Annotated in this window: 8 protein-coding genes; 4 read left to right on the top strand and 4 right to left on the bottom strand. The window is 64.9% G+C overall.

What is annotated here, in order from left to right:
• Nucleotides 1-48 precede the first annotated feature (48 nt).
• Both OHN74_RS35245 and OHN74_RS35250 read right to left on the bottom strand, forming a co-directional pair.
• Nucleotides 49-1,749 (bottom strand): SulP family inorganic anion transporter, encoded by a 1,701-nt coding sequence (locus OHN74_RS35245; protein ID WP_327700383.1) that lies wholly within the window; start codon nucleotides 1,747-1,749, stop codon nucleotides 49-51.
• 256 nt (nucleotides 1,750-2,005) lie between these two features.
• On the bottom strand, nucleotides 2,006-2,392 hold the full coding sequence (locus tag OHN74_RS35250) for an ArsR/SmtB family transcription factor (protein ID WP_327698617.1): 387 nt from the start codon (nucleotides 2,390-2,392) through the stop codon (nucleotides 2,006-2,008).
• A gap of 34 nt (nucleotides 2,393-2,426) precedes the next feature.
• Here OHN74_RS35250 and OHN74_RS35255 point away from each other — a divergent pair, with 34 nt between their 5' ends.
• From OHN74_RS35255 to OHN74_RS35270, 4 genes are all read left to right on the top strand, one after another.
• Nucleotides 2,427-4,457, top strand: coding sequence for a heavy metal translocating P-type ATPase (locus tag OHN74_RS35255; protein WP_327698618.1), 2,031 nt, complete (start codon nucleotides 2,427-2,429; stop codon nucleotides 4,455-4,457).
• 103 nt (nucleotides 4,458-4,560) lie between these two features.
• Nucleotides 4,561-6,066, top strand: coding sequence for an AlkA N-terminal domain-containing protein (locus OHN74_RS35260; protein WP_327698619.1), 1,506 nt, complete (start codon nucleotides 4,561-4,563; stop codon nucleotides 6,064-6,066).
• A gap of 17 nt (nucleotides 6,067-6,083) precedes the next feature.
• Entirely contained in the window at nucleotides 6,084-6,575 is a 492-nt protein-coding gene (locus OHN74_RS35265) for a methylated-DNA--[protein]-cysteine S-methyltransferase (RefSeq protein ID WP_327698620.1), read from the top strand.
• 226 nt (nucleotides 6,576-6,801) lie between these two features.
• Nucleotides 6,802-9,324 carry a glycoside hydrolase family 2 protein gene (locus tag OHN74_RS35270; protein ID WP_327698621.1) on the top strand — a complete coding sequence of 841 codons (2,523 nt, stop codon included), beginning with the start codon at nucleotides 6,802-6,804 and terminating at the stop codon, nucleotides 9,322-9,324.
• Nucleotides 9,325-9,335: 11 nt separating this feature from the next.
• Here the strand turns inward: OHN74_RS35270 and OHN74_RS35275 are convergent, their stop codons facing one another.
• Both OHN74_RS35275 and OHN74_RS35280 read right to left on the bottom strand, forming a co-directional pair.
• Nucleotides 9,336-10,034, bottom strand: a complete 699-nt coding sequence (locus OHN74_RS35275; RefSeq protein ID WP_327698622.1) for an SIR2 family NAD-dependent protein deacylase — start codon at nucleotides 10,032-10,034, stop codon at nucleotides 9,336-9,338.
• Between the two features lie 349 nt (nucleotides 10,035-10,383).
• Complete coding sequence (locus tag OHN74_RS35280; RefSeq protein WP_327698623.1) at nucleotides 10,384-14,568, bottom strand: leucine-rich repeat domain-containing protein; 4,185 nt, start codon at nucleotides 14,566-14,568, stop codon at nucleotides 10,384-10,386.
• Between the last annotated feature and the right edge of the window lie 161 nt (nucleotides 14,569-14,729).

Consider the following 14,729-nt stretch of genomic DNA (forward strand, 5'->3'; position numbering starts at 1 on the left):
AGGATGCCCAGACCTCGTCGAGCGTCCGCAGCCCGGCGGTTGCGGTGCTCATCGGGGTGCCTCCTCGCTGTGGCCCGAGGACCCTGTCGTGGTGGTGTTCCTGTCCGTGACCGGGGGCCCGGGATTCGTCAGCGGGGCGGGCACGGCGGACAGGAGTCCGGTGGATTCCAGGTGATCGCGCGCCCCCTGGATCGCCTCGGGGGTGGTGCCGTACTCGCGGTCCTCCCGGCGCAGCAGGTCCAACAGGCCGACGGAGTCGAGGACTTGGCGCTGGCCGGGACGTATGCCGGAGAACAGGACGACGATACCGCGCCGGTTCAGCTTCTGGACCGCGTCCTTCAGCACCAGAGCACCGGTCGCGTCCATGGTCGACACCCGGGACATCCGCAGGACCACGACCCGTACGTCCGCCACCTCGGTCAGTTCGAGCAGGAATCGGTGCGCGGCGGCGAAGAACAGCGGCCCGTCGATGCGGTAGGCGACGATGTGCTCCGCCAGCAGGGCATGCTCCTCGGCGCTGTGGTCGCCCCGGTCCAGTGGGACCTCGTCGAGGCGGACCTGCGCGGCCACGGCCCGGAGCGCGAGGGCGCCCGCGACGACCAGGCCGATGATCACCGCGTACACCAGGTCGAGGACGAGGGTGGCGAGGGCGGTCAGAACCAGGATCAGCGCGTCGGAGCGGGTCGCCCTGACCATCGCCCGCAGCGAGCCGACTTCGACCATGCGGATCGCGGTGGCCAGCAGGACGCCCGCCAGCGCGGCCAGCGGGATCTTCGAGACCAGCGGTGCCGCCACGAAGACGATCACCGCCAGGATCACGGCATGGGTGAGCGCGGCAAGCCGGGAACCGGCACCCGTACGGACGTTCACGGCGGTCCGTGCGATCGCGGCGGTGGCAGGGACGCCGCCGAACAACGGGGCGGCGAGGTTGGCGATGCCCTGCCCGAAGAGCTCCCGGTCCGGATCGTGCCGCTGGCCGACCGTCATACCGTCCGCGACGGTAGCCGACAGCAGCGACTCCAGCGCGGCGAGCGCCGCCACCGCCACGGCCGGGGCGAGCAGCGAGGACAGCGCCGACAGGTCGAGAAACGCGAGTGATGGTGCGGGCAGGCCGGCGGGCAGATCTCCGATCGGCGTGGCCGCGTCCAGGTGGAGGACCTGTGCCAGCACGGTGGCGACGATCACCGCGACGATGGAGAACGGAACGGTCGGCCGCCAACGCGCACCGAGCAGCATGACCAGCGCGACACCCGTGGCCAGTACGAGCGCTGTCCAGTTGGGATGGCTGACGAACGCCTCGACGGCGCGCCGGGCGACCGTGAGGACCTTGTCGCCCTGGGGCCGCGCCACCCCGAGCGCGTTCGGGAGCTGCTGCAGCCCGATCACGCAGGCGATGCCGAGTGTGAAGCCCTCGACGACGGGGGCGGGCACGTATCGCATGTACTTGCCCGCACGGGCCAGGGCAAGCCCTATCAGCAGCAGCCCGGCCAGCAGCCCGACGGTCAGTACACCGCCCGGCCCGTACTGGGCGACGATCGGTACGAGGACCACGGTCATCGCCCCGGTCGGCCCCGACACCTGCAGATTCGATCCGCCGAAAACCGCTGCCAGCGCACCAGCGACCACCGCGGTCGCCAGCCCCGCCGCCGCGCCCAGGCCGGAGGAGACGCCGAAACCGAGTGCGAGGGGGAGTGCCACGATCGCCACGGTCAACCCGGCGAGAAGATCCCGGCGCGGAGCGCGGGCCATCGCCTCGGCATCGGCACGCACGGGTAGCAGCGACCGCACCGCGCCCCATGCGCGGCGGACGACGGACCCGCTCACTCCGCCGTGGCCCGGTACAGCGAAACGGACACGTCCGGCTCCCCTCGTTTCCGCCTGGCGTTCGTGGATGGACGCCAGGTGTATGCGAACACAGGAAGTAAAGCATCTAGTCAATTGCGAAATTTAGCAATTAGCCATCAGGCGACACCCGTCGCGTGCAGTGCGGTGTCGGCCCGGGGGGCTATCCGGCGGTGCCCGTCTCCGTGTCGGTGTCCGTGTCGCTCAGGCCGAGCCGCAGGTGCTCCACGTGGTAGACCGCCTGGTCGAGGAGCTCGGCGACGTGGTGGTCGTGCAGCGTGTACACCACGGAACGCCCGCGGCGTTCGCCGACGACCAGGCCCAGGTTGCGAAGCAGTCGCAGCTGGTGCGAGCACGCGGACTGCTCCATGCCCACCTCGGCCGCCAACTCCGTCGCCGGGAGCGGGCCTTCGCGCAGGCGGGCCAGGATCAACAGTCGGGAGGGTGTGGACAGGGCCTGGAGCGTGGTGGCCACCTTCGCGACATTGTCCGCGTCGAGACGTACGCGCCCGGCGGCGTCCTGCGCGGTGACGACGGCTCCATGACCCATGGCCGTATCTTACTCATCACGCATGAACGAATGAATGAGTGTTCATGTGTTCCTGTATGGTGCTCGGGTGTCCGACACTCTCACCCCGGCCCCGGTCGTCCCGTCGTCCCCCGCGCCGACCGCACCCAGCCGCCGCACCCGCGTCCTGACGCTCCCCGAGGCCCGCTGGGCCACCGCGGCCACCGCCCTTTTCCTGCTTGCGCTGCCCCTGCAACTGGCCGGGACATCGGTCTGGCTCTGGGGCCCGCTCTACGCGCTGACCTACGCCGCCGGTGGCTGGGAGCCCGGCTGGGAAGGCCTGAAGGCGTTGCGGGACCGGACCCTCGACGTCGACCTGCTGATGATCGTCGCCGCACTGGGTGCTGCCGCGATCGGCCAGGTGATGGACGGCGCCCTGCTGATCGTCATCTTCGCGACCTCCGGCGCCCTGGAGGCTCTGGCCGTCGCCCGCACCGCCGACTCGGTCCGCGGCCTCCTCGACCTGGCCCCCGCCACGGCCACCCGGAAGGACGCGGGGGACGGTGAACGGACCGTACCCGTCGCCGAGTTGACCGTCGGGGACACCATCTTCGTACGCCCCGGAGAACGCGTCGGCGCCGACGGCCGCGTACTGGACGGCGCGAGCGAGGTCGACCAGGCGACCATCACCGGCGAACCACTGCCCGCTGCGAAGGGACCGGGGGACGAGGTCTTCGCCGGCACCCTCAACGGCGTCGGTGCCCTGCTCGTACGGGTGGAACGCGACGCCTCCGACTCGGTGATCGCCCGGATCGTGCGCATGGTCGAGGAGGCGTCCGAGACCAAGGCGACCACCCAGCTGTTCGTCGAGAAGGTCGAGCAGCGCTACTCGCTGGGCATGGTCGCGGCCACCCTCGCCGTGTTCGCCGTACCGCTCGCACTCGGAACGCCCCTCACCGACGCCCTGCTGCGCGCCATGACCTTCATGATCGTGGCCTCGCCCTGCGCGGTCGTGCTCGCCACCATGCCGCCCCTGCTGTCTGCCATCGCCAACGCCGGCCGACACGGTGTACTGGTCAAGTCGGCGGTGGTGATGGAACGCCTCACGCAGGTCGACGCCGTCGCCCTCGACAAGACCGGCACGCTCACGGCGGGTACGCCGAAGGTGACAGATGTACGGCTGCTGCCCGGATCGGGCCCGGAGTGGGAACCGGACGAGAACGGACTGCTGGCGCTCGCGGCGGCGGCCGAGCATCCGAGCGAGCACCCGCTTGCCCGGGCCCTGCTGGAGGCTGCGCGGGAACGAGGGCTCACGCTGTCCGCGGCGGAGGAGTTCACGTCGGTACCCGGAGTGGGCGTGACGGCCGTCGTGGACGGGCGGGTGGTCGTGGTGGGGGCGCCGGAACGCCTGCTGGAGGGGGCCGGGCAGTCGACGGGCTCGGCAGCTCGCTTGCTGGTCGCGGAGGTTGAGGCGTCCGGGGGCACGGCGATCCTTGTCCTCGCCGACAATGTGCCGGTCGGAGTGCTCGGTTTCGCCGACCGGCTGCGTCCAGGTGCCGCCGCCACCGTCGCCGCGCTCACCGAACTCACCGGCACCGCACCCGTGTTGCTGACCGGCGACAACCCACGCGCCGCCTCCCGGCTGGCCGCCGAGGTCGGCATCGAGGACGTGCGGGCCGGGCTGCTTCCCCTGCAGAAACTCGAAGAGGTACGGGAGTCGGAGGCGGCCGGACGCAAGGTCATGGTCGTCGGGGACGGTGTCAACGACGCCCCGGCGCTGGCCGCCGCCCACATCGGAGTGGCCATGGGCCGGGTGGGTTCCGACCTCGCGCTGGAGACCGCGGACGCGGTGATCGTGCGGGACGAGCTCACCACTGTTCCCGCTGTGATCGCCCTCTCCCGGCAAGCCGGACGCCTGGTGGCGCAGAACCTGGTGATCGCCGGGGTGTTCATCGCGGGTCTGGTTGCCTGGGACCTGGTAGGTACGCTGCCGCTCCCGCTCGGCGTCGCGGGCCACGAGGGCTCGACCGTCCTCGTCGGCCTCAACGGGCTGCGGCTGCTGCGGGAGACGGCGTGGCAGGACGCGGTGAGCCGGGTGAGCCGGTGAGGCCTCGGCCGAGGTGGCGAGTGATCCGAAGCGCCCCTGGACACACCACCTTGATGTCGGATTCTCGCCAGCCCCGGCCCGGCCCATCGCCGATGCTGGACGTATGCGGAACGCGATGCACACCGACACCGAGCACTGCGTACGTGCCGTCCGGTCCAAGGACGCGCGCTTCGACGGCTGGTTCTTCACGGCGGTCCTGACCACCCGGATCTACTGCCGGCCCAGCTGCCCGGTGGTACCGCCCAAGCCCGAGAACATGACCTTCTACCCGAGCGCGGCGGCCTGCCAGCAGGCCGGATTCCGGGCCTGCAAGCGCTGCCGGCCCGACACCAGCCCCGGCTCACCGGAGTGGAACCAGCGCGCCGACCTCGTGGCCCGAGCGATGCGGCTCATCGGCGACGGGATCGTGGACCGCGAGGGCGTCCCCGGCCTCGCCGCCCGCCTCGGCTACAGCACCCGCCAGATCGAACGGCAGCTCAACGCCGAACTGGGCGCCGGCCCGCTCGCCCTCGCCCGCGCCCAGCGCGCCCAGACCGCGCGGCTCCTCGTCGAGACGACCGCGCTGCCCATGGCGGAGATCGCCTTCGCGGCCGGGTTCTCCTCGATCCGCACCTTCAACGACACCGTCCGCGAGGTCTTCGCCCTCTCCCCGAGCGAACTGCGCGACCGCCTCCCGAAGACACGTACACAGGCGGGCAGCGCGAGCAAGACCGTCGGCACCCCGGCCGCCCTGAACCTCCGCCTCCCCTTCCGCACCCCGCTCAACCCCGACAACCTCTTCGGCCACCTCGCCGCGACCGCCGTACCCGGTGTGGAGGAATGGCGCGACGGTGCCTACCGCCGGACCCTGCGCCTCCCGTACGGACACGGCATCGCCGCCCTCACCCCGAAGCCCGACCACATCGCGTGCCGCCTCACCCTGAGCGACCTGCGCGACCTGCCCGTCGCCATCAGCCGGTGCCGCCGGATGCTCGACCTCGACGCCGATCCGGTCGCGGTCGACGAGCAGTTGCGTACGGATCCGGTGCTCGCGCCACTGGTGGCGAAAGCCCCGGGGAGGCGCGTCCCGCGCACGGTCGACGAAGCGGAGTTCGCCGTACGGGCGGTGCTCGGTCAGCAGGTCTCCACGGCCGCCGCCCGTACCCACGCGGCCCGTCTCGTCACGGCGTACGGCGACCCGGTGGACGATCCGGAGGGCGGCCTCACCCATCTCTTCCCGACCCCGCAGGCGCTGGCCGCCCTCGACCCCGAGTCCTTGGCGATGCCCCGCACCCGGCGGGCCACGTTCACCACCCTTGTCGGTCAACTCGCCGACGGGGTCCTCCACCTGGGCGTCGAGAGCGACTGGCCGGAGGCCCGCGCCCGGCTCCTCGCCCTGCCCGGCTTCGGTCCCTGGACGGTCGACGTGATCGCGATGCGTGCCCTCGGCGACCCCGACGCGTTTCTCCCCACGGACCTCGGAATCCGGCGTGCGGCCCAGGAGTTGGGCCTCCCTTCGACACCGGCGGCGCTGACCGCACGCGCGGCGGCCTGGCGACCGTGGCGGGCGTACGCGGTCCAGTATCTGTGGGCGACGGACAGCCACCCGATCAACTTCCTCCCCGTATAAGGACGTTAGGAAAAGAAGTGAAGCAGCACACGGTCATCGACAGCCCGTACGGCCCTCTCACCCTCGTGGCCGACGGCGGAGTCCTCTGCGGTCTCTACATGGTCGACCAGCGTCACCGCCCGCCCGAGGAGAGCTTCGGCGCACGCGACGACACGCCCTTCGGGGAGACGGTCGACCAGTTGAAGGCTTACTTCGAGGGCGAGTTGAAGGAGTTCACCCTCGAACTCCGCCTGCCCGGAACCGACTTCCAGCGCAGCGTCTGGGAGCAGCTTTGCCGTATCCCGTACGGCGAGACCCGCTCGTACGGTGAACTCGCCGACGCTCTCGGCAATCCGAAGGCATCCCGCGCCGTGGGCCTCGCCAACGGCAGGAACCCGGTCGGCATCATCGTGCCCTGCCATCGGGTGGTCGGCGCCGACGGCAGCCTCACCGGGTACGGGGGCGGCCTGGAACGCAAACAGAGGCTCCTGGACTTCGAACGAGGCGAACACGGGTCGGTGCTCTTCTAGCCTCGCCCTCGCTCGCCGGTTTCCCAGTTCTCCCCGGCCTCCCGAGCCCACTCACCCTCTCCCGGCCTTCCTGTCTCTTCCGCCCCCGCGTCCACCTGAACGACCTTCGTCCCGCACCTTGTCGCCCGTAACACCCCGGCGCATGATGGGAAGCGCTTTCTGTCGCGTTCCTGACAATGGTTTCTATTGATGCTCTGGGGGTCGGGCGATGTCCACAGGTGACGGTGTGAGCAGGCGTCGTGTGCTGCAAGGGGTCGCCGTGGGTGCGGGTGCGGTGACCCTCCCGGTGGGTGGCGCGGCCGTGGCGGCGCAGGTCGAGGCCGCTGAGCGGCAGACATTCGGTCTGAATCTCGACTGGCGGTTCATCAGGTCGAACGTCGCCGGCGCCGAACAGGTCGCGTTCGACGACTCCGGGTGGGCCGTGGTCAGCGTGCCGCACACCTACAACGACGTGGACTCCTTCGACAACTGGATCGGCAGCTCGGGCGAGTCCTCGGTGGCGATGCAACCCACCTGGTACCGCAAGCGCTTTCAGTTACCGGCCGAGCAGGCGGGCCACAAGGTGATCCTCGAACTGGAGGGCATCCGGCAGGCGGCGACGGTCTACCTGAACGGCATCCTGATCGGCAGCTACGAGGCCGGAGTCACCCCCTTCGGCTTCGACCTGACCGATGAGGTCCTGTTCGGCGCCGACAACGTACTCGCGATCTGCGCGGACAACACCAAGTGGCGCCCCGAAGCCGCCACCGGGATGCCCTTCCAGTGGGACACCCGGGACTTCAATCCCACCTTCGGCGGCCTCACCAGGAACGTCATCCTGCATGTCGTCCCGAAGACCCACTTCACGCTCCCGCTCTACAGCAACCTGGGAACCACGGGGACGTACGTCTATCCGTCCGCCGTCAACGTCTCCGGCCACACCGCGACGATCAACGCGGAAGCGCAGATCAGCAATGGGGAGAACCGGTCCCGGACGCTGACCGTGTCGGCCGAGGTCCTGGACGAGCAGGGCGCGTCGGTGGGCACGTTGCCCGCCTCGACGGTGGCGCTGGCCGCCGGTACCAGCCACGTCTTCAAGGTCGGCAGCCGGATCAGCAGGCTGAACTTCTGGTCACCGTCGTACCCCGCCCTCTACACCGTGCGGTTGACCCTCACGGAGGGCACGACGGTCGTGGACACGTACACCGTGCGCACCGGATTCCGGAAGGCCGAGTTCCGTGGCGGGGCGAGCACCGGCGGCGTCTACATCAACGACCGGCAGATCTTCCTCACCGGGTACGCGCAGCGCGCCACCAACGAATGGGCGGTGCTCGGTGACGCCGTACCCGAGTGGCTGCGCGACCACGACGGGCGGCTCATCCGGGAGAGCAAGGCCAACCTGATCCGGTGGATGCACCTCGCCGCGCAGCCCGCGAACATCCGGATGACCGACCGGTACGGGCTGGTGTCGGTCCAGCCCGCCGGGGACAAGGAGGCCGACGCCACCGGTGTGCAGTGGGACCAGCGCCTCGCGGCGATGCGGGACGTGATGATCTACTTCCGCAACAGCCCGAGCATCCTGTTCTGGGAGTCGGGCAACAACTGGCTCTCCGCCGACCACCAGCAGCAGATGCGCGCACTGAAACAGACCTGGGACCCCAGCGGCATGCGCGCGATCGGCTCCCGGGCCACGTCCGACAACTCCGCCTACGGCGGCACGGCGGCCGTGGACCAGTGCGAGTACATCGGCACGATGCTCAATCGCCACTACAGCGACTACGCCCGCGACCGTATGCCGCTCATCGAGTCGGAGTTCACCCGCGACGAGGCCCCGCGCCGCGTCTGGGACACGGCCTCCCCACCCGACTTCGGTTACGTCACCGGCCCGGACGTCACCTACCACTGGACCTCGGAGGACTTCGCCGCCACCGTCGCCGCCAGCACCCGCCACGAGTTCTGGAGTCAGCGCATCCAAGGCCCGGGAAACAAGCGCTACTCCGGCGCGGCGGCCCTGACCTGGGCGGACTCCAACCAGCACGGCCGCCAGTACAACTGGGAGACGTGCCGCCTCTCCGGCCGGGTGGACGCGGTCCGCATCCCCAAGGAGACCTACTACACCCACCGCGTCATGCAGAGCCCGACCCCGGACCTGCACATCGTCGGCCACTGGACCTACCCGTCCGGCACGGTGAAGACGGTGTACGTCATGGCCGCGGGCGTCGCCAGGGTGGACCTGCTGGTCAACGGCGGGTCGGTCGGTACGTCCACCTCCCCGCAGTACGACTTCCTGCACACCTTCACCGACGTCTCATGGCAGTCCGGCACGATCACCGCCGTCGGCTACGACTCGGCCGGCACCGAACTGACCCGCGCCCAGAAACAGACGACGGGCGTCCCGGTCGCCCTTCGTCTCACGGCCCACGTCTCACCCGACGGTCTGAAGGCCGACGGCACCGACGTGGCGATGATCGACGTCGAGGCGGTGGACTCGGCGGGCCGCCGCGTACCGACCGACCAGGCCCGGGTGGACTTCACGGTCACCGGTCCGGCGAAACTGCTCGGCGGCCACAACGCGGGCATCCCGTACAGCGTGTTCCAGTCCCACGTCAGCACGGAAGCGGGCATCAACAGAGTCTTCGTACGAACGACCCGCACCGCAGGCCCCATCACCGTCCGCGCCACTCGCGGCGGCCTGGCCACCGCCACGGTGACGGTCACGTCCACAGCTGTCACGACGACGGGAGGGCTCACTGAGCCCCCGCCGCTGTGAACTCCGGCCTCCTAGGCTTCCCCGGACTCCCTCAGCCTGGACAGCAGTTGAGGCAGGGCTGTGCCGATCGGTTCCCGTACGACCTCGTCGGCCCGGTCGTCGTACGGGGTCGGCTCGGCGTTGACGATGACGAGCCGGGCGCCATGGTCGGCGGCGACACCTACGAGCCCGGCGGCGGGCTGGACCTGGAGGCTGCTTCCGACTGCGACGAACACCTGACAGGCCTTGGTGATGGCGAGAGCGTCACCGAGGACGACCGGGTCGAGCCGCTGACCGAACATCACCGTCGCCGACTTGAGAATCCCGCCGCACGTCAGACACGGCGGATCGGCCTCCCCGGCCTCGACCCGGGCGAGGGCGTCCTCCATGGACCCGCGAGCATGGCACCCGGTGCACACGAACTCCCGTGCGGTGCCATGCAGTTCGAGCACCTTACGAGCCGGCATCCCGGCGAGCTGGTGCAGCCCGTCCACGTTCTGCGTGATCACCCGCACGGGCACCCCGGCCCGCTCCAGCTCGGCCACGGCCAGGTGCGCGGTGTTGGGCGCGGCCCGCAAGGTCCGGTTCTGGCGCCGCATCTGCCAGGAACGGCGCCGGATCTCGGGATCGCCCATGTAGTACTCGTACGTCACGAGCTTCTCGGCCTCGGGGTCGCGCCGCCACAGGCCGTTGGGACCGCGATAGTCGGAGATCCCGGAATCGCAAGGCATTGGTGGATGTAACACAGCGAGCAGGGCAACGACGGCTCAAGCCTTGACCGTTCGAGTGCGGTAGCGGGACAGGGCGACAGGGATCGAGCCATCATTCCCGCCTGGCGACACGGGCCGTCCGGCGCGGCTCCTCTGGTCATGGACCGAGGTAGGTCCTGTGGATGCGAGGAGGTGGGGGAACGACTGCTTGATCCATGTCAAGCTATGCTCACGGATTTTTCCGAACAATTGCGTGATGTCTTGGCTAAACGCGCAACGCTTTGTCCCGTGTGCCCTTTGCCTATCCGTGCCCGAAGGGCGCGTCGAACAGGGCAATTGGGGTTGCCTGAGATCACACCTCGCATCGACGCTAATAATTGGGAATTTCGGGAAGAGAGGGCTGGTAGTAAGGCAAGAAGTTGCGGTGAACCCATAGATATCGACTCTGCTGGTCACGAACTCGTCGGAGGTCAGCGAATGTTGGGTCCTGCTCCGCGAGGAGAGCGTGCAACGTACGCAGTGTGGCTCCCTCGGCGCGAATTGGATTCGAACCATCCTGTCCGGACAGGTCAGCTGCGGAAGACGCAGTGGGGGGCTCACTCGCTAGATTATTCAGAACCTCCTGGCCAGACGTCAAATGGTCTTGTACCGCTTTCCACTGCTCTTCATTCAGCTCTAGTTCTGGAGCGAGTGATAGGCTCACCGGAAGAACCATGCTTGCAATTTTCGATGCCATTTGAATAAATGGCGCGGTCTTGGCCCACCATTCTCGCTGAACTTCAATCACGTACACACCAGCATCAGGACTAGCTTCCTCGAGGGTATGGACTGGACGTCTACTATGTTCACACCAGAGTGTCAATTCGATCCGCTTCTTCGTAATTCCAGGGTGTAGAACCCCTCTATCCAGCTCGCGCATTGAAAAGAGACGAGGCCCGTCAGCGGCTTCATCGTCCAGTGCCCGGAGGTAGAGATCCACCTGACTTGAGGCGCGACTAAGTGCTTCCTTGGTGTGGTCGTCCAGCTGATCCAGTCGCGTCATTACAATTTGATTGTTCCGATTTCCAGATTCGAGAATACGCTGTGCATGCTCGGCCAATTCCTCGGATAGGGCAGACCGAATGATCAGTCGCAGGTCCCCGTCGATGGCGTCAGGTTTTGTAAAGCTGTGTAGCAATGAACGGATCTCGACGTCCTCGTCACATTCAGCATAAGGGCATGACGCCTCGTCCTTGCCGGTGTCGAGACGTCTGTAAAGTTTGTCTAGATCAAATTCGCCACGTTGACTCCCTCCGGAAGGGCAAACTAGTACGCACGGGACCAGGACGCTAGTACGAAGGCCTTGCCAAAATCCCTCGACATAGGTCCGTACCTCGGAGACCAAATGATCGAGAAAGGCTTGCGGATTAAGTCCGCGGGTACTGATTTTCACACCGCCATCGGCGAGAGTGAGTAGCGCACGTGCGCCGTAGCGATCTTGGAGCACTAGGCCGCCAGCCCAGTGCACTGACTTTGTGACGTCGGTCGCGCCCAAGGAATGGCGATGGAAGAGAACGATGAGCCGCTGCATAAGGCCATCTGGCCACACACTGCGCCGAGGGTCCTCACGATCGAGAATGCGGCAGATTTGCACCAGCTCGAGATCGTTTGGTCGATAATAGCTCCAGACCTCGTTGAGATCAGGCCGGGAGGAGGGCAGAAGCTGAGTAACCAGGCTGAGAGGTTCGCCGCCGGTCAACTCGGGTACGCGATAGCTGAGTTCGAAGCGCTCCATCAGTCTTAGAAACATCTGTTGAAGGCTGTGCGGGAAACGATGCTCAGGCAGACGTACCGGATCGTTCCACACGGTCGCCAGCCTTCGGTGTGGCAGTAGGCCGCCGGCTTCTATAGTCGACGCATCATCCAGTACCAGACCGATAGCGGCACTCAACCAGTCCCCCTTCAAGATCACTAGCTCAGCTAGGCTTGGATCGTCTGCATAGAAGATCCAGTGCCCGAGGGAATGGCCATTTTTCGCTAGCGAAAGCGAGTCTTGAGAATTTAGCCCGTGTTCGGCCGCAATCTGTTCGAAATCCTCGTACCGAAGATAAGCTCGGGAATCAGCCGCTAGGCTGGTACGTACATTATTCCAGCTACGGGGAATCCATCGCGTCGCGTTCGGGATGTTCGCTGCCGTTTCCGCGGCTGACCGGAGCAGTTCTGGTATATTCCCTTCATCGCCGAGTCGACTGTCAACGTGGTGGAAGTCAACGACCATGTCGCCGTAGCGGTCTCGGAATGCAGCCTCGTCAATATGGGCATACCGAGACCCTGGCCCACCATGAGTAGCAACGATATGCACACGAGCCCCTGCGCCTGCTCGATGTCGAATCATCGTCATCCACTCGTCAACGAGACCCACCTCGGGTCCCTCTCTGGGCTTCCAGACAACCAAATATACGGCGGGGGCTGTGAAGAATAGCTGATGAGTGGGCCTGTAAACTCGCTGCCCGCCAAAATCCCAGGCATTGAGCGTGATTGATTCTCCGCCTTCCATTGTTGCTATAGGCTTAACTTCGATGCCATGAGTGGTGACACGGTTCTCCACCCAATCTTCTCCACGCATCGCTGCTATCAGGCTCGACTTTCCCACCTCCCCTTCGCCCACAAGTACCATTTTGACTTCACGTGTGCGCTCGCCTTCGCTGTGCAATAGCTGCAGGAAGCGCATTAGTTGAGTATGACTGTCTGCGGCTGCTGCCCCAAGTTCAGGGGCAAGGGGATTCCCGCCGAGGCTGAGCACTCGCAGATGCTGCATGTTGCCCAACGCTGGCGGAACATTCGTCAACTTATTTCCATCAAGGAAGAGTTCGCTGAGATTTGAAAGCTCCGTAACTCTCTCTGGCACTTCAGTAAGAGAGTTTTCCTGGAGGTGTAGATGAGTGAGCTCGGGAAGTCGTCCCAGCGCCTCAGAGATTGAGCTGAGATGGTTTCTTCGTAGATCGAGTAGCCGTAGACTGGTGAGCTGCCCGATCTCCTCTGGGATGACGGAGAGATCATTGTTATCTAGGTCAAGTGAAGTCAGAGAAGTGAGCTGGAAGAGAACTTCTGGGATCTCTGATAGTCGGTTTCCCATGAGGGTTATATCGCGAATTTGGCGAAGATTGGCGAAGGATCGCGGGATTGACGTCAGTAGGTTATTGCTTAGGGTGAGATTAGTGAGCTTGGTGAGACTGCTTAGCTCTTCCGGAATGGAAACAAGTTGATTTTCGCTGAGAGATAGATGCGTGAGCTTGGTGAGTTTGCCTAGCTCTTTCGGAATGGAATGTAGTCCATTTCCGTCGAGAGACAAAATGGAAAGATTCGTGAGATTTTCGATTGATCGGGGGACGGAGGTTAGCTTATTGTCGATGAGGGAGAGTGCAGTCAGGTGCGTGAGACTGCCAAGGGAATCTGGCAGAGAGGATAGACTATTTTCGCTAAGATGCAGTCCTGTGAGATTCGCGAGATTTCCGATGGTGTCGGGTATGGACGTCAACTCATTGCTGGCGACAGATAGGGAAGCGAGTTTTTCAATCAGATCGATAGACTCTGGAATTGATGTAAGGTGATTGGAGTCAATTTCCAGAGAGGTGAGGGAGGTAAGGTTCAGGATCGCTGTAGGTAGCTCATTGAAATTATTTTCCGAGAGGGACAGGTTCGTAAGATTGACGAGGTTTTGCAATCCTTCGGGAAGTGAGGTCAGCTCATTGTTCGTGAGGATTAGAGAGGATAGAGAGCGTAATTGAGTGATGGTCTCGGGCAGCTCTTCGAGGCCGGCTCGTGAGAGGTCAAGGCTAGCTAGATTCGGAAACTGCGGAAATTTATTTAGGGATCCGTTGTAGATCAAGTGTGTGAGACCGGTAATTTGTCCAATCGCCTCCGGGAACTCATTAAACCTATTATTTGCCAAGTAGAGATGAGTGAGGTTCGAGAGAACGGTAATCCAGTTTGGAATTGAGGTGAGTGGGTTCCCGCTGAGGCTGAGATGTGTGAGGTTGGTGAGCCTGCTGATTACCTCTGGAAGCTCAGTGAACGCATTATTCATGACGTCCAAGTCGACAAGATTTGTGAGAAGATTCATGTATGGAGGGAGTGATGTCAGACTATTTGTGTCTAGATCGAGAAAGGCGAGATTGGTGAGCCCAGTGATTGATCTAGAGATTCCGGTGAGCTGGTTACTCATCAGGTGGAGGTGGGTTAGAGTTTTGAGGCTGCCGATTACTTCTGGGATGGATGATAGCTGATTTGAGCTAAGGTTGAGAGTCGTTAGATTTGTGAGTCTGCTAATCGCTTCCGGGATTGCAGTGAGGCGATTCCTTGCGAGGTTCAATTTGGTGAGGCCGGTCAATTCGCCGATTTCATCCGGGATTGCAGAGAGGCGATTCCCGCTGAGGTCGAGAGAGTGGAATCCGCCGTTTTCACTCATGTATTGGAAGGTGGCGGCCAAATCGTCATCGTTGAGCCCAAGGTAGTCGAGACTGGCTACGCCAGTTTCAGTGTTGAGGCCGTTGAGGATCACGCTGCTAAGAGGCATGGGAGAACGCTAGCTGATGGAACCCCGGCATGTGCACGTTTCATCGATTTGAGACATACGTTGGGCTCGTTTGAATGAACGAGTGATGGCATGAGCGCACGGCGGAGGGTCTTCCGGGCGTGAGTGCCCGAAGAGTTGTGCCGTAACGTTCTGCCGATGCG

This window comes from Streptomyces sp. NBC_00459 (assembly GCF_036013955.1).
Lineage (GTDB): Bacteria > Actinomycetota > Actinomycetes > Streptomycetales > Streptomycetaceae > Streptomyces.

Bases quoted from the DNA above. Each gene is read 5' to 3' on its own strand.
- OHN74_RS35255 (WP_327698618.1), top strand. From the start codon at position 2,427: ATGAGTGTTCATGTGTTCCTGTATGGTGCTCGGGTGTCCGACACTCTC.
- OHN74_RS35250 (WP_327698617.1), bottom strand. From the start codon at position 2,392: ATGGGTCATGGAGCCGTCGTCACCGCGCAGGACGCCGCCGGGCGCGTA.
- OHN74_RS35260 (WP_327698619.1), top strand. From the start codon at position 4,561: ATGCGGAACGCGATGCACACCGACACCGAGCACTGCGTACGTGCCGTC.
- OHN74_RS35275 (WP_327698622.1), bottom strand. From the start codon at position 10,034: ATGCCTTGCGATTCCGGGATCTCCGACTATCGCGGTCCCAACGGCCTG.
- OHN74_RS35280 (WP_327698623.1), bottom strand. From the start codon at position 14,568: ATGCCTCTTAGCAGCGTGATCCTCAACGGCCTCAACACTGAAACTGGC.
- OHN74_RS35245 (WP_327700383.1), bottom strand. From the start codon at position 1,749: ATGGCCCGCGCTCCGCGCCGGGATCTTCTCGCCGGGTTGACCGTGGCG.